General features: G+C 66.0%; 22 protein-coding genes. 12 read left to right on the top strand and 10 right to left on the bottom strand.

Annotated elements, in window-relative coordinates; translation table 11 throughout:
* Window positions 1-5: 5 nt before the first annotated feature.
* The 4 genes from M0765_RS20305 to M0765_RS20290 all read right to left on the bottom strand — a co-directional run bounded on the left by M0765_RS20305 (window position 6) and on the right by M0765_RS20290 (window position 4,936).
* Complete coding sequence (locus tag M0765_RS20305; protein ID WP_258505617.1) at window positions 6-2,057, bottom strand: alpha-1,4-glucan--maltose-1-phosphate maltosyltransferase; 2,052 nt, start codon at window positions 2,055-2,057, stop codon at window positions 6-8.
* Window positions 2,054-3,952: a 1,4-alpha-glucan branching protein GlgB gene (glgB, locus tag M0765_RS20300; RefSeq protein WP_258505616.1), complete on the bottom strand. Its 1,899-nt coding sequence runs from the start codon at window positions 3,950-3,952 to the stop codon at window positions 2,054-2,056. The genes M0765_RS20305 and glgB overlap by 4 nt, the downstream gene beginning before the upstream one ends.
* A 195-nt stretch (window positions 3,953-4,147) precedes the next feature.
* Window positions 4,148-4,468 (bottom strand): hypothetical protein, encoded by a 321-nt coding sequence (locus M0765_RS20295; protein WP_258505615.1) that lies wholly within the window; start codon window positions 4,466-4,468, stop codon window positions 4,148-4,150.
* A 108-nt stretch (window positions 4,469-4,576) separates the two neighbouring features.
* Window positions 4,577-4,936: a hypothetical protein gene (locus tag M0765_RS20290; RefSeq protein ID WP_258505614.1), complete on the bottom strand. Its 360-nt coding sequence runs from the start codon at window positions 4,934-4,936 to the stop codon at window positions 4,577-4,579.
* Window positions 4,937-5,191: 255 nt separating this feature from the next.
* Here M0765_RS20290 and M0765_RS20285 point away from each other — a divergent pair, with 255 nt between their 5' ends.
* Genes M0765_RS20285 through M0765_RS20265 form a run of 5 tightly spaced genes read left to right on the top strand, consistent with a single transcriptional unit; the run spans window position 5,192 to window position 8,528 of the window.
* Window positions 5,192-5,629, top strand: coding sequence for an Hsp20/alpha crystallin family protein (locus M0765_RS20285; RefSeq protein WP_258505612.1), 438 nt, complete (start codon window positions 5,192-5,194; stop codon window positions 5,627-5,629).
* 24 nt (window positions 5,630-5,653) lie between these two features.
* Window positions 5,654-6,058 (top strand): Hsp20/alpha crystallin family protein, encoded by a 405-nt coding sequence (locus tag M0765_RS20280; RefSeq protein ID WP_126748660.1) that lies wholly within the window; start codon window positions 5,654-5,656, stop codon window positions 6,056-6,058.
* Window positions 6,059-6,095: 37 nt separating this feature from the next.
* Window positions 6,096-6,443, top strand: a complete 348-nt coding sequence (locus M0765_RS20275) for a hypothetical protein (protein ID WP_258505611.1) — start codon at window positions 6,096-6,098, stop codon at window positions 6,441-6,443.
* Between the two features lie 58 nt (window positions 6,444-6,501).
* Window positions 6,502-7,185, top strand: coding sequence for a phosphoribosyltransferase (locus tag M0765_RS20270; protein ID WP_258505610.1), 684 nt, complete (start codon window positions 6,502-6,504; stop codon window positions 7,183-7,185).
* Window positions 7,182-8,528 carry an erythromycin esterase family protein gene (locus M0765_RS20265; protein WP_258505609.1) on the top strand — a complete coding sequence of 449 codons (1,347 nt, stop codon included), beginning with the start codon at window positions 7,182-7,184 and terminating at the stop codon, window positions 8,526-8,528. The genes M0765_RS20270 and M0765_RS20265 overlap by 4 nt, the downstream gene beginning before the upstream one ends.
* A gap of 27 nt (window positions 8,529-8,555) precedes the next feature.
* On the opposite strand, the gene M0765_RS20260 is transcribed toward M0765_RS20265, so the two are convergent.
* The gene (locus M0765_RS20260; protein WP_258505608.1) at window positions 8,556-10,166 is read right to left on the bottom strand and encodes an alpha-amylase family glycosyl hydrolase; all 1,611 of its coding nucleotides are present in this window, start codon (window positions 10,164-10,166) and stop codon (window positions 8,556-8,558) included.
* Between the two features lie 59 nt (window positions 10,167-10,225).
* Here M0765_RS20260 and M0765_RS20255 point away from each other — a divergent pair, with 59 nt between their 5' ends.
* The 3 genes from M0765_RS20255 to M0765_RS20245 all read left to right on the top strand — a co-directional run bounded on the left by M0765_RS20255 (window position 10,226) and on the right by M0765_RS20245 (window position 17,107).
* Window positions 10,226-11,890, top strand: a complete 1,665-nt coding sequence (locus M0765_RS20255; RefSeq protein ID WP_258505607.1) for an alpha-amylase family protein — start codon at window positions 10,226-10,228, stop codon at window positions 11,888-11,890.
* A gap of 149 nt (window positions 11,891-12,039) precedes the next feature.
* A complete protein-coding gene (locus M0765_RS20250) occupies window positions 12,040-15,084 on the top strand; it encodes a sensor domain-containing diguanylate cyclase (RefSeq protein ID WP_258505606.1) in 3,045 nt (1,014 codons plus the stop codon).
* Between the two features lie 130 nt (window positions 15,085-15,214).
* Window positions 15,215-17,107, top strand: a complete 1,893-nt coding sequence (locus M0765_RS20245) for a GspE/PulE family protein (RefSeq protein WP_258505605.1) — start codon at window positions 15,215-15,217, stop codon at window positions 17,105-17,107.
* Window positions 17,108-17,154: 47 nt separating this feature from the next.
* Here M0765_RS20245 and M0765_RS20240 read toward each other — a convergent pair whose 3' ends face one another.
* From M0765_RS20240 to M0765_RS20220, 5 genes are all read right to left on the bottom strand, one after another.
* Entirely contained in the window at window positions 17,155-17,898 is a 744-nt protein-coding gene (locus tag M0765_RS20240; protein ID WP_258505604.1) for an EAL domain-containing protein, read from the bottom strand.
* Window positions 17,899-17,980: 82 nt separating this feature from the next.
* Window positions 17,981-18,706, bottom strand: coding sequence for an AP2 domain-containing protein (locus tag M0765_RS20235; protein ID WP_258505603.1), 726 nt, complete (start codon window positions 18,704-18,706; stop codon window positions 17,981-17,983).
* A gap of 11 nt (window positions 18,707-18,717) precedes the next feature.
* Complete coding sequence (locus tag M0765_RS20230) at window positions 18,718-19,497, bottom strand: exodeoxyribonuclease III (protein WP_258505602.1); 780 nt, start codon at window positions 19,495-19,497, stop codon at window positions 18,718-18,720.
* Window positions 19,498-19,608: 111 nt separating this feature from the next.
* Entirely contained in the window at window positions 19,609-20,691 is a 1,083-nt protein-coding gene (gene arsB, locus M0765_RS20225; protein WP_258505601.1) for an ACR3 family arsenite efflux transporter, read from the bottom strand.
* Between the two features lies 1 nt (window position 20,692).
* Window positions 20,693-21,016, bottom strand: a complete 324-nt coding sequence (locus tag M0765_RS20220) for an ArsR/SmtB family transcription factor (RefSeq protein ID WP_258505600.1) — start codon at window positions 21,014-21,016, stop codon at window positions 20,693-20,695.
* A gap of 29 nt (window positions 21,017-21,045) precedes the next feature.
* Between M0765_RS20220 and arsC the strand changes: the two genes are divergently transcribed.
* The 4 genes from arsC (at window position 21,046) to M0765_RS20200 (ending at window position 23,885) form a co-directional block, all read left to right on the top strand.
* Complete coding sequence (gene arsC / locus M0765_RS20215; RefSeq protein ID WP_258505599.1) at window positions 21,046-21,492, top strand: arsenate reductase (glutaredoxin); 447 nt, start codon at window positions 21,046-21,048, stop codon at window positions 21,490-21,492.
* The gene (arsH, locus tag M0765_RS20210; RefSeq protein ID WP_258505598.1) at window positions 21,458-22,195 is read left to right on the top strand and encodes an arsenical resistance protein ArsH; all 738 of its coding nucleotides are present in this window, start codon (window positions 21,458-21,460) and stop codon (window positions 22,193-22,195) included. Before arsC ends, arsH begins: the two co-directional genes overlap by 35 nt.
* 96 nt (window positions 22,196-22,291) lie before the next feature.
* Window positions 22,292-22,483 carry a hypothetical protein gene (locus tag M0765_RS20205; protein ID WP_258505596.1) on the top strand — a complete coding sequence of 64 codons (192 nt, stop codon included), beginning with the start codon at window positions 22,292-22,294 and terminating at the stop codon, window positions 22,481-22,483.
* A 40-nt stretch (window positions 22,484-22,523) separates the two neighbouring features.
* The gene (locus M0765_RS20200; protein ID WP_258505595.1) at window positions 22,524-23,885 is read left to right on the top strand and encodes an NUDIX domain-containing protein; all 1,362 of its coding nucleotides are present in this window, start codon (window positions 22,524-22,526) and stop codon (window positions 23,883-23,885) included.
* Window positions 23,886-23,893 lie beyond the last annotated feature (8 nt).

The following is a 23,893-nucleotide window of genomic DNA, read 5'->3' as shown; positions in this document are numbered from 1 at the left end:
CGGCCTCACAGAAAGTAGTCGAAGTCGCGCTCGTCGCCATGGCGCCGCCGGACGACGAAGATGTGCGCGGGCACGCTGTGCGGATCGAGGCGTATGTAGTGCCATCCACCCTGCCAGGTAAACCTCTGCCCACTCAGCAGGTCATGCATCTGGAACGCGCGCGAACTGTCGATGCCGGCGCTTTGCGGATCGAACTGGAGCCAGCCCGACTGCACGTTGTGCGGGTCCAGGTTCACCACGGTCACGATCACGTTGTCGCCGCTCTCGGACACCTTGGCATAGGCCAGCAGCTGGTCGTTGTCGATCTGCAGAAAGCGCAGGCTCCGGTCCCATTGCAGCGCCGGGTTCTCGCGGCGGATGCGGTTCACCCGGGCGATGAAGGGCGCCAGGCTGCCGGGGTCGTCGTGGTTCCAGTGCCGCAGCTGGTATTTCTCGGAGTCGAGGTATTCCTCGCTGCCGGGCGAGCGCGGCAGGTGCTCGCGCAGTTCGAAAGCCGGCCCGTAGATGCCGTAGTTGGCCGACAGCGTGGCGGCCAGCACCAGCCGCGCCATGTACACCGAGGGCTCTCCGCCCTGCAATTGCTCGTGCAGGATGTCGGGTGTGTTCGGCCACACGTTGGGCCTGAAGTAGTCGACGCCCGGCGCGGTCGAAAGCTCGGTGAAATATTCGGTGAGCTCCTGCTTGGTGTTGCGCCAGGTGAAGTAGGTGTACGACTGCGAAAAGCCCAGCTTTGCCAGCCGGTGCATCACCTTGGGCCGCGTGAAAGCCTCGGCAAGGAAGATCACCTCGGGATGCTCGCGCCGTATCTCCCCGATGGCCCATTCCCAGAACGGAAAGGCCTTGGTGTGCGGGTTGTCCACCCGGAAGATGCGCACGCCCTCGCCGATCCAGTGCTCGATCACGCTGCGCAGCTCCACCCACAGGCCGCGCCAGTCTTCGCTTTCGAAGTTGAAGGGATAGATGTCCTGGTACTTCTTGGGCGGGTTCTCCGCGTATTGCACGCTGCCGTCGGGCCGCCACCGGAACCAGTCGGGGTGCGCCTTCACATAGGGGTGGTCGGGCGCGCACTGGAACGCGATGTCCAGTGCAATCTCCAGCCCGTGCGCGGTGGCCTGCGCATACAGGTGCCGAAAATCTTCCGCCGTGCCAAGCGCGGGAAGAATCGACTTGTGCCCGCCCTCCGCGGCGCCGATGGCCCAGGGGCTACCCACGTCGTCGGGGCCGCTGGTCAGCGCATTGTTGGGGCCTTTGCGCTGTACGCGGCCGATCGGATGAATCGGCGGAAAGTAAAGCACGTCGAAGCCCATGGCCGCGATGGCCGGTAGGCGGGCCTCCACGTCCTTGAAGGTGCCGTGCACGCCGGGCGTGGTGCCGGCGGAGCGAGGGAACAGCTCGTACCAGGTGCTGAAGCGCGCACGCTCGCGCTCGGCCTCCAGCGGCAGCTCGACCGCATAGCGCACCTGGTGCCGGCGGTCGGGGTGGCGGCGCGCGAGCATGGCCAGCTCTTCGTCCAGCGCCAGTGCCTTCAGGGTCGACACCTCCGTGGCCGGGTGCGCGGCCACGGCATCGAGCTCGGTGGCCCAGCGCGCAAGCGCCTGCCGGTCCGTGCCCTCGGCCCGCTCGGCGGCCGCGGCCACCTCGAGCGCGCCCACCTGCGATGCGATGCGCACGTCGTCGGCGTCCACACGCCGCGCCATTTCGCTGCGCCACGATTCGAAGGGGTCGACCCATGCAACCACGGTGTAGAAGTAGCGCCCCAGCGCGGGCGGCGAAAACGCGGCCTCCCACACGTCGTTGACGAGCGGCTTCATCGGCACTTCGCGGAACTCGGTCTTGTCGTGCGGCCGCCAGCAAAGCACCACGCGCAGCACGTCGTGGCCGTCGGTAAAGCAGTGCGCCTTCACATGCACCATTTCGCCCACGATGCATTTCACCGGGAAGCGGCCGTTGTCCACCGCCGGCAAGACGGCATCGACCACGGCGCGGCGGTTGCCGTCGCTCATCTCGGGGATTCTCGAAGCTGCGGGCGTCTGCGGGGTTGCGAACAATTTTTTCATGATGGCCGGTGCTCGAGAATCAGCGTGGAAAGCGGCGGCAAGGTCATGCACACCGACTGCATGCGGCCGTGCGAGCGCACCGGTGCGGACTCCACGCCGCCTAGGTTGCCCCAGCCCGATCCGCCGAACTCCACCGCGTCGGTGTTGATGAGTTCGCGCCAGTAGCCGCCTTGCGGCACGCCCAGCACGTAGTTGGTGCGCGGCACCGGGGTCAGGTTGCTGACCACCAGCAGCGGCGGATGGCCATCGCGCGCCTTGCGCACGAACGCGAGCACGCTGCGCTCGGCGTCGTCCGCCACCACCCATTCGAAGCCCGACGGCGTGAAGTCCTGCTGGTAGAGCGCGGGCGCGCCGCGGTACACCCGGTTGAGCTGCGACACCAGCCGCTGCAGGCCCGAGTGCCCTTCGAGGTCGCACACCCACCATTCGAGCTCGCCGTCATGCGTCCATTCGCGCCGCTGGCCGAACTCGCCGCCCATGAACAGCAACTTCTTGCCCGGGTGCGCCCACATGAAGCCGAACAGCGCGCGCAGGTTGGCAAACTGCTGCCACGGGTCGCCGGGCATCTTGCCGAGCAGCGAGCCCTTGCCGTGCACCACCTCGTCGTGCGAGAGCGGGAGCACGAAGTTCTCGTGGAAGGCATACACCAGCGAGAACGTCATCTTGTGATGGTGGTACTTGCGGTGGACGGGCTCTTCCTTCATGTAGGCGAGCACGTCGTGCATCCAGCCCATGTTCCACTTCTCGCCGAAGCCCAGGCCGTCCATGTCGGTGGGGCGCGAAACGCGCGGCCATGCGGTCGATTCCTCGGCCACGGTAATGGTGTCGGGGTGCTCGCGGTACACGGCGCGGTTCAGCGTCTGCAAGAAGTCGATCGCCTCGAGGTTCTCGCGGCCGCCGTGGCGGTTGGGAATCCATTCGCCGTGCTTGCGCGCGTAGTCGAGGTACAGCATCGACGCCACCGCATCCACTCGCAGCCCGTCCAGGTGGTACCGGTCGAGCCAGAAGAGCCCCGACGACACCAGGAAGCTGCGCACCTCCGCGCGGCCGTAGTTGAAGATGCTCGAATTCCACTCCGGATGAAAGCCCTGGCGCGGATCGGCATGCTCATACAGGTGCGTGCCGTCGAAGAACGCAAGGCCGTGCTCATCGGTGGGAAAGTGCGAAGGCACCCAGTCCAGCAGCACGCCGATGCCGTTCTGGTGCAGGTGGTCGACCAGGTACATGAAATCCTGCGGAGACCCGAAGCGCGCGGTGGGTGCAAAGTAGCCGGTGGTCTGGTAGCCCCAGGAGCCGTAGAACGGGTGCTCCGTCACGGGCATGAGCTCCACGTGCGTGAAGCCCATGTGCTTCACATACTCTGCAAGCTCATGCGCGATTTCGCGGTATCCCATGAAGTGCCCGTCGCGCCGCCGCCAGGAGCCCAGGTGCACCTCGTAGACAGACATGGGCGCATCCAGCGCGTTGTGCGCGGCGCGCGTGGCCATCCATTCGCCGTCGTTCCATTCATACGAAAGCTCGCATATGCGCGAGGCCGTGGCGGGCGGATGCTCGGCGCAGAAGGCAAAGGGGTCGGCCTTGTCGACCGTGTAGCCGCCAAAGCGCGAGCGGATGCGGTACTTGTAGGTCTGGCCGAGCGCCGCATTGGGCGCATGGCCCAGCCAGATGCCCGTGCCGTCCGGCGAGGGTGACAGCGGGTCGGCGTCGCCGGACCAGTGGTTCCAGTCGCCGACCACGGCAACGGACTCCGCATTGGGCGCCCACACCGCAAAGCGGGCGCCGCCCTCTTTGGAGAGGTGGCAACCCATCAGGTCGTACAAGCGGGAATGCGTTCCTTCGCGGAACAGGTAGGCGTCTTGCGCCTCGGGCTCGGGTAGCTGCTGAGTCACTGGCACCGGTGTTCCTTGCTTGCTTGAAGGCCAGCGACCGGGTGTTCAAAGGAACACGCTCTCGTCAACCCAACGGCCTGAGCTCACAATTTGCAAAGAATTCGGGCCCGGCGGGTAAGGCTGAAGCCTCCTTGCCGTGTCGGAGAGTTCCCCATAACGCGATGAGGGACGAAAAATGGCCGCGCGCCGGGCGCGGCTATTTCAGGCCGCGAGCGAGGCTGCCGGCCATGCGCCCTGCACGCCCGCGGCGCGCGGAAGAATGCGCCGGGAGAAGTCATCCACGGTCAGGTTGATGGCCTGGTTGGGGTTGGCCCGGTACCGCTTGAGCGCGGCGGCGCCAATGTCGTCGAAGTGCGTCCTGCAGGTGTCGAGCAACTGGTCGCCGAGGTTCCTGGTGCCGAACACGTCGTGCAGGGTTTCTTCTGAAATTTGCGCGATGATCCGCGCGCCGTCGGGACCGTCCGGATAAATCGCGAAGCGGACGCTCGCCGTGTCAAAGCAGTAGATGCCTTCGAAGTCCATGTCTGTCTCCTGTTCTCGCTTGTCTCTTGTGTAGTGGCGAAACGGATTCAGCGCGGAAGCACGCATGCGCTGTCATGGACTTCCGCGCATGTTCAGGAAGGATGCGGCCTACAAGCTTTGCGAAGGCCGTGAATCGCGACTTTGATGCAGCAAACCTTGCTGCAATCCGCGCCCGTGGCGCCCGGCGGCGAGCCAGTTCTTCAGGCCCATGTGGCGCGGTTTGCTGCGCCCCGGCGCTTCGCCCGGATAGCGCACCCGCGCCAGTTCCTCACGCCCTTTTTCGGTAATGGCAAGCACCTGCGCCGCGGGCTCCGCGCCCGACAGTTTCAGCGGGTCGGCGGGAGCCGGAACAAAGGCGATCACGAGCCCGGCCTGGCGAAGAATCCTGACCTCGTCGATCTCCTTGGGCGTCCGGAAAGACATGGGAAGGCGGGATGCGGCAATCTGCTTGAGCAGGTCTATCGACATGACAAATCTCCTCTAGGTTTGGAATGACGACTGACGATTTCGACGACGTTCGAGTTAGGTCCGCCTTGCCGCGCTTCAAGGGGTCCGTCGGAAGGTCTTTTTTATCGCGCGGGGCAGGTTCATAGCATCGGTTTCTGCCGCTGCGGCAGCTGAAAAAGGGCTCTTGAAAAAAGCATGGCCGCGCCTATTTCGCTGATCGGAAGCGCCGGAGAGGCCTCCGGCGCCCTGTTCAACTTTCGAATGGAGGTTTTCGCCATGTACCGATCCTTGTTTCCGCGCGACATGTTCGCCGAGATGGATCGCCTGCAGCGCGAGATGCAGCAGGCCTTCGATCTGTCGCCCACCATCCGCGGCTTCGGCCGCAACGGCTTCCCTGCCCTGAACGTCGGCGGCACGCCGCAGACCGTGGAGATCTACGCGTTTGCGCCGGGTGTCGATCCGTCCAGCCTGGAAGTCAACCTGGAGCGCGGCCTGCTCAGCATCGCCGGTACGCGCAGCAACACGCTGCCCCAGGGCGATGCCAAGGCGGCCGTTCACATCAACGAGCGCTTCGAGGGCAGCTTCCGCAGGGTGCTGACCTTGCCCGACGACGCCGACCCCGACGCCGTGCAGGCCAAGTACCGCGACGGCGTGCTGCACATCACGGTGCAGCGGCGTGCCTCGTCGCAGCCAAGGCGCATCACCGTTCAGTGACAAGCAGAGAAAGGAGAGACGATCATGAACAGCAACACATCGCCTCGCGTCGCCGAATCGAAGGAGCTCGCCCGCAAGGAGGGCGCACGCTACAGCGACGCCGCCCTGACGCCGCCGGTCGACGTGATCGAGGACAGCGGCGGCATCACGCTCTTTGCCGACCTGCCCGGCGTTTCGCGCGAGAAGCTCGGCCTGCACGTGGCCTCCGACACGCTGACCATCGAGGCGGAGTCCGACCTGGCCGTTCCGGAGGGGCTGGAATCCAGCCACACGGAGGTGGGCCTCGGCCGCTTCCGCCGCGTGTTCACGCTGAGCAAGGAGCTGGACACGGCCGCGATCTCGGCTGAACTGAAGCAGGGTGTGCTGAAGCTGCGCATTCCGAAGGCCGAGCACGCCCAGCCGCGGCGCATCGAGATCCAGGCCGCATGAAGCAGCCCGCCATGAGCACATGCTCCGGAGGTGAGGAATGAGCGGTACCGAGTGCCTGGCGCGTTTGCGCGCCGACGCCGAAGCCCTGAGCCCGCGCGCGGCCCACATCGCGCTGGCGCTCCTGCCCGCCGTCGATCACCTGCCGGATGCATGGAAGGCGGGCTTGCGCAAGACGCTGACCCACCGCGCCAGCGCAACGCAGCCGCTCCCTCCGACCGAATTCGATGCGATCCGCGTGACGGCCTCCAGCCTTCCGCACGCGTACCCGGAATGGGTGGTGACAGACCCCGAGCACCCGAAGGCCCGTGCGTTGATCGTCGAGGCCTGGGAGGCGGCGCAGCGCTATCGCTCCGGGCCGGGGCAGAGCACGCCTACGCGGATGTGAGCATCCCCCTACAGCGCCGGCGCTCGAGCAAACCTAAGGTGGCCGCAAGGACACCGAAATGGGATTCGAGTATTTCAGGAACCGGCAGCACGCAGGCCGCGTGCTCGCCCAGGAGCTGGCCATCTATGCTGTAAGGCCCGACGTGATCGTGCTGGCCCTGCCGCGCGGCGGCACGCCGGTGGCGTACGAAGTGGCCCAGGCGCTGCAGGCGCCGCTGGACGTTCTGGTGGTGCGCAAGCTGGGCGTACCGGGCCATGAGGAATACGCCATGGGCGCCATTGCAAGCGGCGGCGAGCAGGTGCTCGACGCAGAGCTTGTGCGCGAACTCGGCATCGGCGCCGAGGCGGTCGATGAAGTGGTGAGCAACGAACAGCATGAGCTCGAGCGGCGCGAGCGTACCTACCGCGGCAACCGCCCCGCGCCCGACCTGGCCGGCCGCATCGTCATATTGGTCGACGACGGGCTTGCCACCGGTGCCACCATGCGCGTGGCCGTGCGCGCTGTACGCAGGCAGGAACCGGCCCGCGTGGTCGTTGCGGCGCCCGTCGCATCGCCCGAAGCCTGCGCGCTCTTGCACGGCGAGGCGGACGACGTCGTTTGCGCCGAGATTCCGGATTCCTTTCTCGGCGTCGGCCGCTGGTACCTCGATTTTTCGCAGACCAGCGACGAGGAGGTGTGCCGCCTGCTCGACGAAGCGAACCGCCCCCGCCGCGCGCACCAGCCCGAGGACCCTGCACGATGAACCCATCCGATATTTCGAAAGAAGCGGAGGCGCTGCGCTCGGCGGCGCACCCGATGGAAGGAAACCCCTGCGACCACGACGCCCTGCTGGACCTGATCGGCGATGCGCACTACGTGCTGCTTGGCGAGGCCTCGCACGGCACGCAGGAGTTCTATGCCGAGCGCGCCAGCATCACGCGGCGCCTGCTGGCCGAAAAGGGCTTCAACGCCGTGGCCATCGAAGGCGACTGGCCCGACGCCTACCGCGTGAACCGCTACGTCAGGGCGGCCAGCGATGACGCCAGCGCGGCCGAGGCACTCTCCGGTTTCCGGCGATTTCCCACCTGGATGTGGCGCAACGAAGAGGTGGCGCGCTTCGTCGAATGGCAGCGCGCCTTCAACGACTCCGCGCCGCCGCAAGGAAAAACGGGCTTCTACGGACTCGACCTGTACAGCCTCTCGGGCTCCATGGAAGCCGTGCTCGCGTACTTCGAGCGGACCGATCCCGAGGCGGCCCGCCTCGCGCGCGAACGCTACGGCTGCTTCGACCGCTTCGGCGACCGCGGCCAGATGTACGGGCTGATGGCCGGCGTCGGCAACACGGCTTCTTGCCAGCAGGCGGTGGTCGACATGCTGCTCGAGATGCGGCGGGCCGCCGGCGAGGCCTGGCGCAGCGGCAACACGGCCAACGAGGAAGACGCGTTCAATGCCGAGCAGAACGCGCGCCTCGTGAAAAATGCCGAGGCGTACTACCGCTCGATGTACCTGAGCGACGTTTCATCGTGGAACCTGCGCGACCGGCACATGGTCGAGACGCTGGGCGAAGTGGAGCGGCACCTCTGGCGCGGCAGCGAGCGCCCGAAGATCGTGGTGTGGGCCCACAACTCGCACCTGGGCGATGCGCGGGCGACCGAAATGGGCGAGGAACGCGGCGAGTTCAACGTCGGCCAACTGGTGCGTGAACGCCAGGGCCGCGACGCGGTGCTGGTGGGCTTTACCACCCACACCGGCACCGTGATGGCGGCCTCCGACTGGGGCGCCGCCGGCGAGCGCAAACACGTTCTGCCTTCGCGGCCGGACAGCTACGAGGCCTTGATGCACGAGACCGGACTCGAGCGCTTCATGCTGCCCTTGCGCGGCGAAGGCAGCCACTATTTCGCGCTGCGGGAGCAGCGGCTCGAACGCGCCATCGGCGTCATCTACCGGCCCGACACCGAGCGGCAGAGCCACTACTTCTTCGCGCGGCTGCCGGTGCAGTTCGATGCGCTGCTGCACATCGACCGTACCCAGGCGGTGGTTCCGCTGGACAGCCCTGCCCCGCCGGACGACGTGGGCGTGCCCGAAACCTATCCATCCGGCAAATAGCCTCCTAGCCCCCGGGCCGCATGCTCGCTACTGGGCGACGATCACGCCCTCGAGCGGCTGCAGCGTCAGCGCGCCCTTCACCGCGCCGGTCCGGTCGGCATGGGTCGAAGCCAGCACCACGACTTCGTGCGGCAGCAGGTCGGCGCGAACCCGCGTTTCCGTGATGCCGAAGTTCAGCAGCACCACCAGCCGCCTCGTGCCCGAGGTCCTTGCATAGGCCAGCACGTCGGCGCCGGCATCGAGCTGCTCGTGGCTGCCCTCGTGCAGCGCGGGCTCATGGCGGCGCAGCGCAATCAGCCGCTTGTAGAGCTGCAGCATCGAGGCGGGATCGGCCATTTGCACTTCCACGTTGCGCATGTGCCAGTCGCCGCCGAGCCGCAGCCAGGGCGTGCCGTCGGTAAAGCCCGCGGCGTGCGCGCGGCTCCATTGCATGGGCGTGCGCTGCGGGTCGCGCCCCAGGCCCTTGCCCGGCTCGTTCTTCTCGAAGGGGTCTTGCACTTCCTCGGGCGGAATGGGAACGTCGGTCAGGCCGATCTCGTCGCCGTAGTAGAGCGTGGGCGTGCCGCGCAGCGTGAGCAGCAGCATGGCCGCGAGCCGCGCCCTCTCCTGCCCCACGCGGCTCGCGATGCGCGGCTTGTCGTGGTTGCCGAGCACCCAGTTGGGCGCCGCGCCGTGCGGCAGCGCCGCTTCGTAGTTGCGCACGATGCGGTCGATCTCGGACGCATGCCATGGCGCGGTAATGAGCTGGAAGTTGAACGGCAGCTGCACGCCCTGCAGCAGGCCTTCGGAGGTGGCGCCGTAGTAGGCCATGAGCCGTTCGAGCGGCAGATAAAGCTCGCCGATCAATACGCGCGCCGAGCTTTCATCGCTGAACTCATCCGCCACCCGGCGCAACTCGGCGACGATGTCCTGCATCTCCGGGCGGTCGGTGGTGTAGAGCGCCAGCAGGCGGTGCGAAGGGTCCTGCCCCGGCTGGAAGGCCGGGTTCGGCGGGTTGTCGCGGAACAGCTCGTCCTTGATGAGGTGGTACAGCACGTCGATGCGAAAACCATCCACCCCGCGCCGCAGCCAGAAGCGCAGCACGTCGTACATGGCTTTGCGCACTTCGGGGTTGCGCCAGTTCAGGTCGGGCTGCTCCTTCAGGAACGAATGGCAGTAGTACTGCCCGCTGGCCTCGTCGAAGGTCCATGCCGGCCCGCCGAAATTGCTGAGCCAGTTGTTGGGCGGGCCGCCGCCCGGAGCCGGTTCGCGCCACAGGTACCAGTCGCGCCGGGGGTTGTTGCGCGAGGCCCGGCTTTGCACAAACCACGGGTGCTGGTCCGACGTATGGTTGGGCACGAAGTCCAGCACCAGCTTGAGGCCCCGCGCCTTGCACTCGGCGGCCAGCGCATCGAAGTCCTGCAGCGTGCCAAAGCGCGAATCGATGTTGCAGTAGTCGGAAATGTCGTACCCGAAGTCGGCCATTGGTGAGGGGTAGATAGGCGATATCCAGACAGCGTCCACGCCGAGCTCGACCAGATAATCAAGCCGCTTCTGTATGCCCCGCAAGTCGCCGATGCCGTCTCCGTCGCTGTCCTGGAACGAACGCGGATAGATCTGATAAACGATTCCGTTCTTCCACCAAGCATCGGCCGACATCGAGTTTTCCTTTCGTGTTCTGTGTTGCGAGGCTTCCATTTTTAGGAGGTTCCCCGGGCATGATCAACGACCTTTGGTACAAGAACGCCGTGGTGTATTGCCTCTCGGTGGGAACCTTCATGGATTCCAACGGAGACGGCTGCGGCGACTTCGAGGGCCTGACGCGGCGGCTGGAGTACCTTCACGGCCTTGGCGTGACCACGCTGTGGTTGATGCCGTTCCACCCTTCGCCGGGGCGTGACGACGGCTACGATGTTTCGGACTATTACAACGTAGACCCTCGCTTCGGCACGCTCGGCGACTTCGTCGAGTTCACGCATTCGGCCGAGCAGCTCGGCATGCGCGTGCTGATGGACCTGGTGGTCAACCACACCTCGACCCAGCACCCCTGGTTTCAGGAAGCGCGCAAGAGCCGGAAATCAAAATACCACGACTGGTATGTGTGGTCAGACAAGAAGCCGCCCCGCTCCACCGACGGTGTGGTCTTTCCGGGCGTGCAGAAGTCGACCTGGACTTTCGACAAGGTCGCAAGGCGCTGGTACTTTCATCGCTTCTACGAGTTCCAGGCCGACCTGAACACGGCCAACCCGCATGTGCAGGCCGAGATCCTGAAGATCATGGGTTTCTGGACGCAGTTGGGTGTGTCGGGTTTCCGCATGGACGCGGTGCCCTTCGTGATCGGCGCCAAGGGGCCGAAGGTCGTGTACCCCACGGAGCGGTTCGACATGCTGCGGCAGTTTCGCGAACTGCTTCAATGGCGACGGGGCGACGCCATCATCCTGGCCGAAGCCAACGTGCTGCCCAAGACCAACATGGCGTACTTCGGCGATGAGGGCGAGCGGCTGCACATGATGTTCAACTTCCAGGTCAACCAGAACCTGTTCTATGCCATGGCCGTGGGGGACACGCGGCCGCTGGTCAAGGCGCTTGAGGCCACGCGGGAGCGCCCCGCCACTTCGCAGTGGGTCATGTTCCTGCGCAACCACGACGAGCTCGACCTCGGGCGCCTGCGCCCCGCGCAGCGCAAGCGCGTGTTCGAGGCCTTCGGGCCCGACAAGGACATGCAGCTCTATGACCGCGGCATACGCCGCCGCCTGGCGCCGATGCTCGGCGGCAACCGGCGCCGGCTCGAGCTGGCCTACAGCCTGATGCTCACCCTGCCCGGCACGCCGGTCATGCGCTACGGCGACGAGATCGGCATGGGCGACGACCTGAGCCTGCCGGAGCGCAACTGCGCGCGTACGCCCATGCAGTGGTCGACGGAGCGCCAGGGCGGGTTCACCACCTCGTCCAAGCCGGTGCTCCCGGTGGTCACGGGCGGCGCCTACGGCTTCGAGCATGTGAACGTGGCGGCGCAGCGGCGCGACCCCGACTCGCTGCTCAACTGGATGGAGCGCGTGTTCCGCATGCGCAAGGAGGTGCCCGAGATCGGCTGGGGCGACTTCACGGTCATTCCCAACGATGAGCACGCGGTGCTGGTGGTGCGCTACGAATGGCGCGGCAACGCGGTGGTCTTCGTCCACAATTTCGATGCGAACCCGCTGGAGATCAAGCTCGATGCCAAGGCGCTGGGCAAGCACGGCGGGCAACTCATCAACCTGTTGTCGAACGCGCACAGCCGCGCCAACTCGAAAGGAAAGCACTGCATGGTGATCGAGTCGTACGGCTACCGGTGGTTTCGCGTGGGCGCGCTGGACTACCTGCTCAAGCGAGACGAGATGTGAGCCCCGCCCCGGTAACGCAGCGAGGCATGGGGGATTGCGCGAAGTACCCGGGACCCTGCTTCTGACACACTACATGCGCAACGCGGATTCCTTCGCGATGCCTGTCCACGACAATGAACACATCAGGTCTCCGGAAGATTCGCATCAACTTGAATACGCGCCTCGGCATCGGCGTTGCCGCGGTGGTGCTGGCAGCCACGGCCGCCATCGGCACGGTGGCATTGCAGCTGGTCAAGTCCAGCATGAGGGCCTCGATCGAAAGCGAAGAGTTCGCGAGACTGTCGGCCGTTGCAAACACGGTCGACCAGAAGTTCGTCAGCCGGCGCATCTTGCTCGAGACCTTTGCCACCAGCGTGGAATCGAACGACTTCCAGGACCCGGAGGCACTGCAGGCCTTTCTTGAAAAGCACCAGCCGCTGCACAAGGCTTTCAGCAATGTGGCGTTCTTCACCGCCGAGGGCGACCTGATCGCCAGCCTCAATGGTGCGCAGCAGTCCGGCAGGGTGAACATCAAGGACCGCCCCTATTTCCAGAAAACGCTTGCGTCCAAGGCCAGCGTCATCTCCGAGCCCTACCTCAACCGGCTGAGCGGCCTGGCGCAGATCGCCATTACCGAGCCGGTGCTGGACCCGGCCAACAACGTGAAGTACGTGATCTCGGGCGCCCTGAACCTGAAGGACCGCAACCTGCTGGGCGAACTGGCCGACGTGAAGTTCGGCGAAACCGGCTACCTGTTCATCACCAGCACGGAGGGCGTGGTGATCGACCACCCGCGCACCGAACTCATCATCAACCAGACCGGCCTGAAGGGTGCCGGCAACCCCGAGATCGACCGCCCGATGGAGGGCTACGAGGGCGCCGCGGAAGGCGTCAACCACGCGGGCGTGCAAGGCCTTTATTCCTTCAAGCGCATACAGCAGACGAACTGGGTCATCGGCGCGATGTACCCGACCGCGGAAGCGTTTGCGCGCATCGATGCCATCGAACGCGCAGCCTGGGTGGGCGCGCTGGTGCTCGCGGTCATTGCCGGGGCCGTGGCGCTCACGGTCGTGAGCTGGCAGCTCAGGCCGCTGCGCTACCTGCACCGGCACATGCTGGACGTGGACAACGCGGCGCTCGAAAGAACCTTGCCCCGCACCTATCCGAACGATGAGATAGGCGACATTGCGCGAACCTTCGACGAACTGATGCGCCAGCGCAAGACGGGCGAGAAGTTCCTGCGCGACATCACCGACAACCTGCCCGCGCTGGTGTCGCACGTGGATGCGCAGGGCCGCTATACCTTCGTGAACGCCCCGCTCTGCAGAAAGCTCGATCGCGGCGCGGCGCAGCTGATCGGTCGCACGGCGCAGCCGATTGGCGAGAACGAAGCGGTGGACGCCGCCGTTCAGCGCGTGCTTGCCGGCGAGGCGGTCAGCTTCGAAAGCCGGGGCGACGCACGCCTTGGCGAGGAAGACCGCTTCTTCCAGACCGAGCTGATTCCCGACCGCGACCAGGCCGGGCAGGTGCGGGGCTACTACGCCATGACCTTCGACGTGACCGAGCGCAAACGCATCGAGGTGAGCCTTGCGCACAGCGAAGCGCAGGTGCGCATCATTGCCGACAACATCCCCGCCCTGGTCTCGCATGTCGATTCCTCCCTGAGATACACCTTCGTGAATGCGAAGGTCAAGGCGCTGCACAAGGACAGGGCCATGATCGGCCGTTCGATGCCCGAGGTGCGCGGCGCCGAGGACTTCGCCGTCGTCGAAGACTCCTACCAGCGCGCGCTTGCCGGCGAGACTGTGGTCATCGAAAAATCCGGCGATCCCTCGTTGGGCATCGGCCACCGCACTTTCAAGGCGCACTACATCCCAGACCGGGACGCGGACGGCGTGGTGCAAGGCGTGTTCGCCATGACCTTCGACATCACCGACGAGGTGAACATCCGCAAAGCCCTGACCGAACAGCAGAAGCGGCTGCGCGACGTGACCGACAACATTCCCGCGCTGGTGGGCTACTTCGACAACGACGAGAACTGCCTTTTCGCGAACGTGCGGGCACGGCGGATGGCGGGCCTGGACGACGGCCCGCTCACCGGCGTAAACCTGCACAGGGCCGTGGGCGACACGGTGTACCGGCAGCAGCAGCCCTACCTTCCCATGGTGCGCGAGGGCAAGGCGGTGAGGTTTCCGGTGCGCACGCCGCTGCATGGCAAGACCGGCTACTTCCAGGTCAACCTCATTCCCGACAAGGACCTGGAAGGCAAGGTGCTGGGCTTCTATCTCATGACCTTCAACATCACCGCGCTGAAGAAGGCCGAGGTGCGGCAGGCCGAAAGCGAGATGCGCCTGCGCACCATCACGGACAACCTGCCGGCGCTCATCACCTACATCGACCGAGACGAGAAGATCACCTTCGCCAACGCCACTTATCGCGAATGGCTGGGTGTGGAGCCGTCCGCCATCCTGGGCCACCACATCAGCGACGTCGCGGGCCCAGACCTGTATCTCTCGCGCAAGCCCATGATCCAGCGCGCGCTGGCGGGCGAGCGGGTCGAGTTCGAGGCCCAGACCCTCACGCAGGGAGGCGAGCGCGTCACGCGCGTGAGCTATGTGCCCGACACCGGGGCCGACGGCGTCACGCGCGGCATCTTTTCGCTGAGCCTGGACATCAGCGCGCTGAAAGCGGTGGAGCGCAAGCTGATCGACCTGGCGCGGGTGGACACGCTCACCGGCCTGGCCAACCGGCTTGCGTTCAACGAGTTCCTGCCCGGTGCCATTGCCCGCGCGCAGCGCACGCAAAGCGCGCTGGCGGTGCTGTTTCTCGACATCGACCGCTTCAAGACCATCAACGACACGCTCGGCCATGCAACGGGCGACGGCGTGCTGGTGGAATACGCCCGCCGCCTGCTGGCGAGCGTGCGAGCCACCGACACCGTGGCCCGCCTTGCGGGCGACGAATTCGTGGTGGTGCTCGAAAACCTGCAGGCGAAAGAAGCGGCCGCCGCCATTGCGCGGAAGATCGTCGATCAGATCGGCGGCGCGCTGTTCGAACTCGACGGGCAGCGCCTTCGCGTCACCACCAGCATCGGCGTGGCATTTCACCCGGCGGACGAAGCGCCCGCCACGCCGTCGGAGTTGCTCGCGCGCGCCGACGCCGCGCTGTACCGCGCGAAGTCCGCGGGACGCAATACCTACGGTTTTTCCGATTGAGGCGCTTCAATTGAGAAATTGAGAACTTTGGTAGTGACGCGGCATTGCAGCGAGCCTTCGCACGAGGTCTGCTCCTGCTGACAAGCCTGCCCGGGCACCCCAGAATCACCGCAACAGGAGATTCAATTCAATGTCGCCCACCGAAGTCGTCACGCCCGAGCAGTTGCTGCACGCCCTGGAAGTTCAAAGCCGCATGCCGATCCTGCGGATCGGCCAGGCGCTGATGGCCCTGGGCGCGGTAACCGAGGAGCAGTTGCGCGAGGGCCTGGCGCAGCAGCAGCTCGACCGCAGCGTGCCGCTGGGCGAAACCTTGGTCCGCATGGGCGTGGTCACCCGGGAGCAGCTGAAGGCCGCGCTGGTACGAAAGATGGGTTACCCGCTGGTCAACCTGCACCTGTTTCCGGTCGCCATCGACGCCTTGCGCACCATCAGCCACGGCGTTGCGCGTCGCCTGCAGGTCATGCCGCTGATGATCCACCAGGGCCGACTCGTCCTTGCAATGGACGATCCGGCCAGCCGCCATGCCGCCATCGACGAAGTGGAGTTCATCTCGCAGATGAAGGTGGTGCCGGTGATCGGCGAATGCCTTGTGCTGGACACGGTGCTCTACAAGGCCTACGGAAAGATCGGCAGCGACACCGTGCTGGACCCGACCATCGTGCACGATCCGTCGCGCCCGCTCGACTTCGAGCCGGCCGCCACCAGCGAGCTCCTGGTCACGCTCGAGAAGGAACGCCCCACTCCCGCGCTCGAAGAAGAAAAAAGCATCGAGCAGTCGGACAACTCGCTGGTGCGAATGATCAACAGCATGATCGTCGACGCGCACCGCGAGGGCGTGTCCGACATCCACATCGAAAGCTATCCGGGCAAGGAAAAGACGCGCATCCGCTTTCGGCGCGACGGGCGGCTGCGCACCCACCTGGAGCTGCCGGCCAGCTACCGCAACGCGGTGGTCGCGCGCGTGAAGATCATGTGCGACCTGGACATCAGCGAAAAGCGCAAGCCGCAGGACGGCAAGATCAACTTTGCCAAGTACTCGCCGCAGCACCGCATCGAGCTGCGCGTGGCAACCATTCCGACCAGCAACGGCCTGGAAGACGTGGTCATGCGCATCCTGGCTTCGGCAAAACCCATTGAGCTGGACCAACTCGGCCTGTCGCAGCGCAACCTGTCGGAGTTCACCAAGGCGGTGGAGCGCCCCTACGGCATGGTGCTGTGCGTGGGCCCCACCGGTTCGGGCAAGACCACGACGCTGCATTCGGCGCTCATGCACATCAACACGCCGGAACGAAAGATCTGGACGGCCGAGGACCCCATCGAAATCACCCAGCCGGGCCTGCGGCAGGTGCAGGTCAACCCGCGCATCGAGTGGACCTTTGCCAAGGCGCTGCGCGCTTTCGTGCGCGCGGACCCGGACGTGATCATGGTCGGCGAAATCCGCGACGAGGAAACCGCCAAGACCGCCATCGAGGCCTCGCTGACGGGCCACCTGGTGCTCTCGACGCTGCACACCAACAGCGCGCCCGAAACCGTGACCCGGCTGCTGGACATGGGCATGGACCCGTTCAACTTCGCGGATTCGCTGCTGGCGGTGCTGGCGCAGCGCCTGGTGCGCCGCCTTTGCAGCCACTGCGTGACCAGCCGGCCGATGCGCCCCGAAGAGGTCGAGGAACTGCTGTCCGACTACATGCATTCGTTCGGCGCGCACGACACCCCGGCCGAGCGCGAGTCAGTGCGGCACGGCTGGCACCGCCACTACGGGCAGGACGGCCAGCTGCTCGCGTATGCAAGCACCGGGTGCAAGCACTGCGACAACACCGGCTTCAGTGGCCGCGTGGGCATTCACGAGCTGATGGTGATCTCGAAAACGCTGCGGCGGCTGGTGCAGGGCGGCGCCCGTGCCGAAGAGCTGCAGGAAGCGGCGCTGCGCGAAGGCATGCGCACCCTGCGGCAGGACGGCATCGAAAAGGTCCTGGCCGGAAAGACCACCATCGAGGAGGTCCGCGCGACCAGCAACGTCTGAGTCAGCGCCGCGTGCGGCAGCGGCCCGTCAGGGCATGGCTGTTCGCTTCAGGCGGCATCCCATGCCACCGCCGGCAGCATGGCCACGGCGGGCCGGGCAAACAGGAAGCCCTGGAAGAGGCCCACGCCCAGCGCCTGCAGTGCGTGCACTTCGTCGGAGCTTTCGACGCCCTCGGCCACCACCCGGATGCCGAGTTCGCTGCAGGTGCCGACAAAGCCTTTGACGATGCTGAGCCGGACGGGATCGGTGTGGATGTTGCGCACCAGGCCCATGTCGACCTTCACCACATCGGGCTGGAAGCCGGCCAGGAGTTCGAAGCCGGCATAGGCGGCGCCGAAGTCGTCGATGGCGGAAGTGAAGCCGAAGGCCTTGTGGGCATGAAAGGCGGCGGCAAGCCCCGGCAGATCGGCCACGTGTTCGCACTCGGCAATCTCGAACATCAGGCGGTGCACCGGAAAGTTGCAGCGCCGGGCCGTGTCCATGGCGGTGTGGAAGCACTCGGTGCGCTCGGTGAGATCGTTGGGCCACACGTTGAGGCTGAGCCTCGATTCCATGCCCAGCGCGGAAGCCGTCTCGATGGCCTTGATGCGGCAGGCCTCGTGAAACGCGAACCGGTGCCGCGGACTCACGCGTGAAAGCACCTGGACCGCGCCTTCCCCAGACATGCCGCGCACCAGCGCCTCGTGCGCGAAGATCTCGCGTCGCTCGAAATCCACGATCGGCTGGAAAGCCATCACAAACCCGGCATCGGAGCCGGGAAAGCTGGCATTGGCCGCTGTTTGGGTAGTCACTGGTGTGGATTCTCGCGGGGAGAGTGATGTTAATTACTTTTACCTACAACGCGGACGATAGCGTATAAATGTAACCCGCCCATCAGCCAATACCCTTTTGAGCCAACTGGCGAGTGCGTTCGGCGATGGCGAGCCTCTTGGCTTCATCGTAGCCGTGGGCCTTGATCGAGAATGCCTTGCTCACGCTGCCCTTGCCTGCGGTGTAGGTAATGGCCAGCCAATAACCGGGGTGGTCGTGGCGGGGCTGCTTGTAGTGCACGCCGCTCACGCCGCTGGAGTTCGACTTGCGAAGGATCTCGGAACGGGAGCGCTTGCGCGGTGCGGGAGTCGCGGTCGGCGCGCTTGCGGATTTGCGGATCGACTCTTCGGCGGGATGCAGGGCCGCCAGGCCCGTCATGTGCTGCAACTGCTTCGCCCGCTCCTCGATGGCCATGGTGCGCGCCGCATCGCCCCAGTTGTGAATCGGAAAGTTGGCGCGCAGTATTTCGTCGGCCGCGACGTAGGTCTTGGCAAGCCACGACAGCCCTCTTCCGTCGGGCGACACGAGGCAGAAAACGCCCGTCACGCCGGTGGTGTTGTTCGCCCGTTGCTTTTCCGCCCGCTCGCGCCGCGTGGCCGGTGGCACGCTCCGCACGACGGCATCGCGCCATTCCTGCGCCTGCCGCAGCGCATGCTCGGCGCCGCCGTAGCTGCCGTTGCCGAACTGCTGGAAATACCGGACCCCGCGCCGGACGATGGAAACCTCGAAGCCCCACGGGCGGGCATAGATCCCGTACATGGGCGCTGGGTTGGGAACACCTTTTGGCATTGGCGAGAATTCTAGGAGGGCAAGTCGAGTTCGATCCACACCGGCGCATGATCGCTCGCGCCCGGACGGCCGCGCACCTCGCGGTCCACATTGGCATCGACCAGCAAAGGCGCGAGCTCTTCGTTCAGCAGCAAGTGGTCGATGCGCAGCCCCGCATTGCGCGGCCAGCGGTTGCGCCAGTAATCCCAGTAGGTGTAGATCGCCTCGCCGGGGTGGCGGTTACGGATCGCGTCGGTCCACCCCTGGGCGAGCAGGCGCGCAAAGGCGGCGCGGCTTTCGGGCTGCAGCAGCGCGTCATTGCGCCACGAGGCCGGGTTGTAGATGTCGGCGTCGGTCGGCACCACGTTGAAGTCGCCGGCCAGCACAACCGGCAGCCCGCAGCCGTAGAGGCGCTGCGCGTGGGCATTAAGCCGCTCGAACCACTCGAGCTTGTAGTCGAACTTGGGCCCTGGCTGCGGATTGCCGTTGGGCAGGTACAGGCAACCGATCACCACGCCGTTCACCACGGCTTCGAGGTAGCGGCTCTGGCTGTCTTCGGAGTTTCCGTCGAGCCCGCGGCCGGTTTCTATCGGCTCCCTTCCGCGCGCGAGGATGGCCACGCCGTTCCATGAACGCTGGCCATGGAACAGCACGCCGTAGCCCGCCTCGCGGATCGCCGCCGCGGGAAAGTTGGCGTCGGGAGACTTCAGTTCCTGCAGGCAGGCGACGTCGGGGCGGGACTCCTCGAGCCATTCGAGCAGGCGTGGAAGCCGACTGTTGATGCCGTTGACGTTGAAAGTCGCAATCTTCACGGGCGCTGCATGAAACAAGAACGAAGTCGGCGAATCATGGCCCGAAAGCCGCCTTCATCTTGTCGGAGAACACGCCCTGCGATGGAGACGTGCGCTGCCTGCCCTTGCCCGTCAGCGCGCCTTGGCACCTTTTTCGTACCACCCCTGCGACCGATTGACCACGGCTACCACCAGCAGCATCACCGGCACCTCGATCAGCACGCCCACCACGGTGGCCAACGCAGCGCCCGATTGAAAGCCGAACAGGCTGATGGCTGTGGCCACCGCAAGCTCGAAGAAGTTGCTGGCGCCGATCAGCGCCGACGGACCGGCCACGCAGTGCGCCACGCCCAGCTTGCGGTTGAGCAGGTAGGCCAGCCCTGAGTTCAGGAACACCTGGATGAGGATGGGCACCGCGAGCAGCGCAATCACCAGCGGCTGGCCGATGATGGCTTCGCCCTGGAATGCGAACAGCAGCACCAGCGTGAGCAGCAGCGCCGAGATCGACCACGGCCCGAGCCGTGCCGCCACGGCCTGGAAGTGCGCCGTGCCCTTCTTGAGCAGCTGCTTGCGCAGCACTTGCGCAATGATTACCGGCACCACGATGTACAGGCCGACCGACGTCAGCAGCGTGTCCCAGGGCACGGTGATCGACGAGAGCCCGAGCAGCAGCGCAACCACCGGCGCGAAGGCCACCACCATGATCGCGTCGTTCAGCGCCACCTGCGAGAGCGTGAAGTACGGATCGCCCTTGCACAGCTGGCTCCATACGAACACCATGGCCGTGCACGGCGCGGCCGCCAGCAGGATGAGGCCCGCGATGTAGCTGTCGAGCTGCGATGGCGGCAGCAGTGGCGCGAACACATGGCGAATGAAGATCCAGCCCAGCAGCGCCATCGAGAACGGCTTGACCGCCCAGTTGATGAACAGCGTGACGCCGATGCCGCGCCAATGCGCCTTGACCTGCCCGAGCGCCGCGAAGTCGATCTTCAGCAGCATCGGGATGATCATCACCCAGATCAGCACGCCCACCGGCACGTTGACCTTCGCTACCTCCAGCGAGGCGATGCCCCGGAACGCGCCGGGCAGCCATTGGCCCAGCGCAATGCCTACAACGATGCATAGCGCGACCCAGATCGTGAGGTAGCGCTCGAAGAAGCCGATGGCGGGGCGCGGTGCGGACGATGCAAGGGCCGTAGCGGTATGGGTGCTCATCTCAGCACGCACATGCCTGGGCCGCCGCGGGCAGGCAAGCCTCGCCCTGGCAGCAGTTCTCGGTGAGGTAGCCGATGAGCGCGTTCATCCGCTCGAAGGCGGCGCGGTAAATCAGGTTGCGGCCGCTTCGCTCTTGCGTCACAAGACCGGAATGGGTCAGTTCCTTGAGGTGGAACGAGAGGCTGGTGGCCTGCACGTCCAGCGCATCGACCAGCGCACCGGGCGTAAGCCCCGCTGGGCCCGCCACCACCAGCGCGCGAAAAACCTGAAGGCGCACGGGCTGGGCCAGCGCGGCCAGCGACTTGACGATGTCTTGTTCTTCCATAATTCAATAATAGTTGCATAATCGCAAGAATGCAATCGCCCAACCCATCCATCACCATCTTTCACAACCCCGCGTGCGGCACCTCGCGCAACACGCTGGCGCTGATCCGCAACAGCGGCGAAGAGCCCCGGGTGGTCGAATACCTGAAGACGCCGCCCGGCAAGGAGACGCTGCTCGAGCTGCTCGCCGCCATGAAGATGCAGCCCCGCGCGCTGCTGCGCGAAAAGGGAACACCCTATGCCGAACTCGGGCTGGCCGATCCAAAGTGGACGGACGAACAACTGGTCGACTTCATGCTCGCGCACCCCATCCTGATCAACCGGCCCATCGTGGTCACGCCCCTGGGCACCCGGCTCTGCCGCCCTTCCGAAGAAGTGCTCGACATTCTTCCCTCGCCGCAAAAAGGCCCGTTCACCAAGGAAGACGGCGAAGTTGTCATCGATGCGGAGGGCCGCCGTGTCAAACCCGCTGCCTGAGCTTCCGAACATCGATGCCGCCCTGTTCGACCGGCCTTCGCTCGAGCGCCTTTCCGGCAGCGCACCGGCGCGCCACGCGCCGCGCTTTCTGCTGCTGTACGGATCGCTGCGCGACCGCTCCTACAGCCGCTTGCTGACCGAGGAAGCCGCACGCCTGCTGCAGGCCATGGGCGGCGAGACACGCATCTTCAACCCCGCCGGGCTGCCCCTGCCGGACAGCGCCCCCGACGACCATCCCAAGGTGCAGGAGCTGCGCGACCTGGCGCAATGGGCCGAAGGCATGGTGTGGTGCTCGCCCGAGCGCCACGGCTCGATGACCGGCATCATGAAGGCGCAGATCGACTGGATTCCGCTGAGCATGGGCGCCGTCCGGCCCACGCAGGGCAAGACGCTCGCAGTCATGCAGGTGTCGGGCGGCTCGCAGTCGTTCAATGCGGTGAACCAGCTGCGCGTGCTCGGGCGCTGGATGCGCATGCTCACCATTCCCAACCAGTCTTCCGTTGCCAAGGCTTTTCTCGAGTTCGACGAAGCCGGGCGCATGAAGCCCTCTTCGTACTACGAGCGGGTGGTCGACGTGATGGAAGAGCTCGTGAAGTTCACCCTGCTCACGCGCGACGCGGCCGGCTACCTGGTCGACCGCTACAGCGAGCGCCGGGAAAGCGCCGAAGAGCTTGCCAAGCGGGTGAACCAGCGCGCGATATAGGCCACTCTGTTCGCGCCGCGTCCTACGCCGGCATGCAGGCTGTCCGACATCAGCATGCAGAGGCGTAGTTAAGGTGGGTCCGTTCAGGAGGCATGAATGAGCCCATCGAAGCAAAAGCAGACCCGCACCCCGCGCACCGTTCAGCCCGCAACAAGCCAGCGGGCGCCGGCCACGAAGAAATCCGAAGGCCCGGTGGCCACGCCCAAGGTCAACGAAGGCGCATCGCTCGGCAAGTCCGCCAACTCTTCCGCCGGCGGCGCAGCCGGTCAGCTGACACCCAAGGACTGAAGAGGAAAGCCGGGCGCCCGTTGGCCGACAATCGGCGCCCATGAATGCCAAGCCATCGGCAGCGGCCCCGGCGACCCCGCCGCAGCCAGCGCCCCGCCCCATCCGCATTGCGGCCACGTTGATTCTCTTGCGCGACGGCGCCAGCGGCATGGAAGTGCTGCTGCTTCGCCGCGCGGACAAGGCCGACGACCAGAACAGCGGCGCCAGCGTGTTCCCCGGCGGCGTGGTCGACACGCACGACCGCAGCCTGCACCTGATGTGCAAGGGGCTCGATGACGCAGGCGCGAGCAGGCGGCTGGGCGTGGCCGAAGGCGGGCTCGACTACTACGCCGCCGCCGTACGCGAATGCTTCGAGGAAGCGGGCGTGCTGTTCGCCTGCGACGCCGAAGACCGCGTGGTCGAGCTCGACAGGCTGCCCGCCTCGCGCCTCGAGGCCATGCGGCATGCCGCCGAGCAAGGCACCGACGCGCTGCTGGCCATGTGCGACGCGCAAGGCTGGCGTCTCGCGGTCGACCGGCTCGCCTACTTCAGCCACTGGCTCACGCCGCCCGGCATGCCGCGCCGTTTCGACACCCGCTTTTTCATCGCGGAGATGCCCGCCGGGCAAAGCGTGAAGCCGGACGGCCGCGAGACCGTCGAGCACATGTGGCTCAAGCCGGCCGATGCGGTGCACCCAGACCGCGGGCTCAAGCTGATGAACGTGACGCGCCGCACGCTCGAGCAGCTCGCCGCATTCGAGAGCACCGCCAGCTGCATGGCGCATGCGCGCGGCCTGGCCGGCATTGTGCTGAACATGCCTCGCCTGGCCGACGGACCCGCGGGGCGCCGCGCGGTGAACATCGACGAGGCGGCCTATCAGGAAATCGGCCGCCTCGACCCGCACGGCAACGGCCAAGCGCGCTATGCGCTCGAGGCCGGCTTGGCCATGCAGTTGTCCGCGCGCGTGCGGCGGATCACGGGCGCCGGCGCGTCGTCGGCGGAGCCGGGATCGAACAGCTATTTCGTCGGCGGCGAAAGGGGCCCGTGGGCATTGATCGACCCGCTGCCCCACGGCACGGCGGCGAACGAGTTGCTGCGCAAAGCGGCGCCGGGAGAGGTGCGATGGCTGCTCTCGACCGCACCGCGCACAGAGGCGGCCGAGGAAGCGCTCGAAAGCCTGCGATCATCGTGGCCTGGCGCCGTGGTGCTGTGGCCTGCTCCTGGCGAATCGCTCGACCTGGGCGGCGCCACGCTGGTGGCCCTTCCCGGCCCCGGCGGCACCTCAGCTCCCGCGCTTCAGTTTCTGCTGCCCGAGGAACGCACGCTGTTCACCGGCGCAGCCGACCCAACCGCCGTGCATGCCGGCAACGAGGTCGAATGGATTGCGCCTGCCAGCGGCTTCCTGCTGCGGCACGGTGCCTGACCCGCGCA

This window comes from Variovorax sp. S12S4 (assembly GCF_023195515.1).
Lineage (GTDB): Bacteria > Pseudomonadota > Gammaproteobacteria > Burkholderiales > Burkholderiaceae_C > Variovorax.
Note: the sequence above shows the minus strand (reverse complement) of the source record. Positions and strands in the feature narration are given on the sequence as shown.

What these genes read in the sequence shown, in the direction of transcription:
- M0765_RS20245 (WP_258505605.1), top strand. Translation starts at nt 15,215, where the DNA reads ATGTCGCCCACCGAAGTCGTCACGCCCGAGCAGTTGCTGCACGCCCTG.
- M0765_RS20255 (WP_258505607.1), top strand. Translation starts at nt 10,226, where the DNA reads ATGATCAACGACCTTTGGTACAAGAACGCCGTGGTGTATTGCCTCTCG.
- M0765_RS20305 (WP_258505617.1), bottom strand. Translation starts at nt 2,057, where the DNA reads ATGAAAAAATTGTTCGCAACCCCGCAGACGCCCGCAGCTTCGAGAATC.
- M0765_RS20295 (WP_258505615.1), bottom strand. Translation starts at nt 4,468, where the DNA reads ATGGACTTCGAAGGCATCTACTGCTTTGACACGGCGAGCGTCCGCTTC.
- M0765_RS20205 (WP_258505596.1), top strand. Translation starts at nt 22,292, where the DNA reads ATGAGCCCATCGAAGCAAAAGCAGACCCGCACCCCGCGCACCGTTCAG.
- M0765_RS20275 (WP_258505611.1), top strand. Translation starts at nt 6,096, where the DNA reads ATGAGCGGTACCGAGTGCCTGGCGCGTTTGCGCGCCGACGCCGAAGCC.
- M0765_RS20285 (WP_258505612.1), top strand. Translation starts at nt 5,192, where the DNA reads ATGTACCGATCCTTGTTTCCGCGCGACATGTTCGCCGAGATGGATCGC.
- arsH (WP_258505598.1), top strand. Translation starts at nt 21,458, where the DNA reads ATGCGGAGGGCCGCCGTGTCAAACCCGCTGCCTGAGCTTCCGAACATC.
- M0765_RS20270 (WP_258505610.1), top strand. Translation starts at nt 6,502, where the DNA reads ATGGGATTCGAGTATTTCAGGAACCGGCAGCACGCAGGCCGCGTGCTC.
- M0765_RS20290 (WP_258505614.1), bottom strand. Translation starts at nt 4,936, where the DNA reads ATGTCGATAGACCTGCTCAAGCAGATTGCCGCATCCCGCCTTCCCATG.
- M0765_RS20200 (WP_258505595.1), top strand. Translation starts at nt 22,524, where the DNA reads ATGAATGCCAAGCCATCGGCAGCGGCCCCGGCGACCCCGCCGCAGCCA.
- M0765_RS20260 (WP_258505608.1), bottom strand. Translation starts at nt 10,166, where the DNA reads ATGTCGGCCGATGCTTGGTGGAAGAACGGAATCGTTTATCAGATCTAT.
- arsB (WP_258505601.1), bottom strand. Translation starts at nt 20,691, where the DNA reads ATGAGCACCCATACCGCTACGGCCCTTGCATCGTCCGCACCGCGCCCC.
- arsC (WP_258505599.1), top strand. Translation starts at nt 21,046, where the DNA reads ATGCAATCGCCCAACCCATCCATCACCATCTTTCACAACCCCGCGTGC.
- M0765_RS20280 (WP_126748660.1), top strand. Translation starts at nt 5,654, where the DNA reads ATGAACAGCAACACATCGCCTCGCGTCGCCGAATCGAAGGAGCTCGCC.
- M0765_RS20265 (WP_258505609.1), top strand. Translation starts at nt 7,182, where the DNA reads ATGAACCCATCCGATATTTCGAAAGAAGCGGAGGCGCTGCGCTCGGCG.
- M0765_RS20220 (WP_258505600.1), bottom strand. Translation starts at nt 21,016, where the DNA reads ATGGAAGAACAAGACATCGTCAAGTCGCTGGCCGCGCTGGCCCAGCCC.
- M0765_RS20235 (WP_258505603.1), bottom strand. Translation starts at nt 18,706, where the DNA reads ATGCCAAAAGGTGTTCCCAACCCAGCGCCCATGTACGGGATCTATGCC.